Source organism: Aliiruegeria sabulilitoris (assembly GCF_001558155.1).
Lineage (GTDB): Bacteria > Pseudomonadota > Alphaproteobacteria > Rhodobacterales > Rhodobacteraceae > Tropicimonas > Tropicimonas sabulilitoris.
Genome location: NZ_LOAS01000124.1, coordinates 1 through 602 on the forward strand (window position 1 = coordinate 1; position 602 = coordinate 602).

A 602-nucleotide genomic window follows, 5' to 3' on the forward strand; every position below is an offset into this window, starting at 1 on the left:
GCGATGCCGTTCGGGTGGAGCCGTCCACACCATCAGACGAATTCGAACCCGTCTCCGCATGGACAGTGAGCCTGCCCCTTATGCCGCGCCGAGTTGACGCCACTCGTCGAGAGCGGCGGCGCGGTTCTTCTTGAAATTTGCTCTCGAGTAGAAGCTGCGCTCCGAGTTGAAATGGTTGAAGACTGAGGCGTGGACGGCGGCAAACATCTGCAGACTTCGCATCCGCCGGAAGCGCTGCATTGCCCGTTCTCGTCGTCGGAATGGCAGGTGCGAGTTCTCCGCCCGATTGTTGAGCCAGCGACCAGTTTCCTGCCGTTCCGCCGCACCGACTTCCTTCAACGCCGCACCGTAGGATCGAATCTTGTCAGTACAAAGATATGGGGCGACCGTAGCGCTTCATTGATTTCTTCAAGAATTTCAATGCAGCTTTCTTGTCCCGCGTCTTCGTGACGAAGCTTTCCAGGACCTCGCCCTCGTGATCAACAGCACGCCAGAGATAGTGTCGTTCGCCGTTGATCTTCACGAACACCTTATCCAGGTGCCAGCGCCATTGCGGCCCAGATCGCAGACGTTCAGCGCGCCTTTCGCGGATCTCTGAGGCG

1 pseudogene is annotated in these 602 nt (G+C 58.3%); it reads right to left on the reverse strand.

Annotated features, from left to right (window positions below):
• Window positions 1-78 precede the first annotated feature (78 nt).
• Window positions 79-602: pseudogene (locus AX756_RS24825) on the reverse strand (IS6 family transposase); the annotation flags it as partial.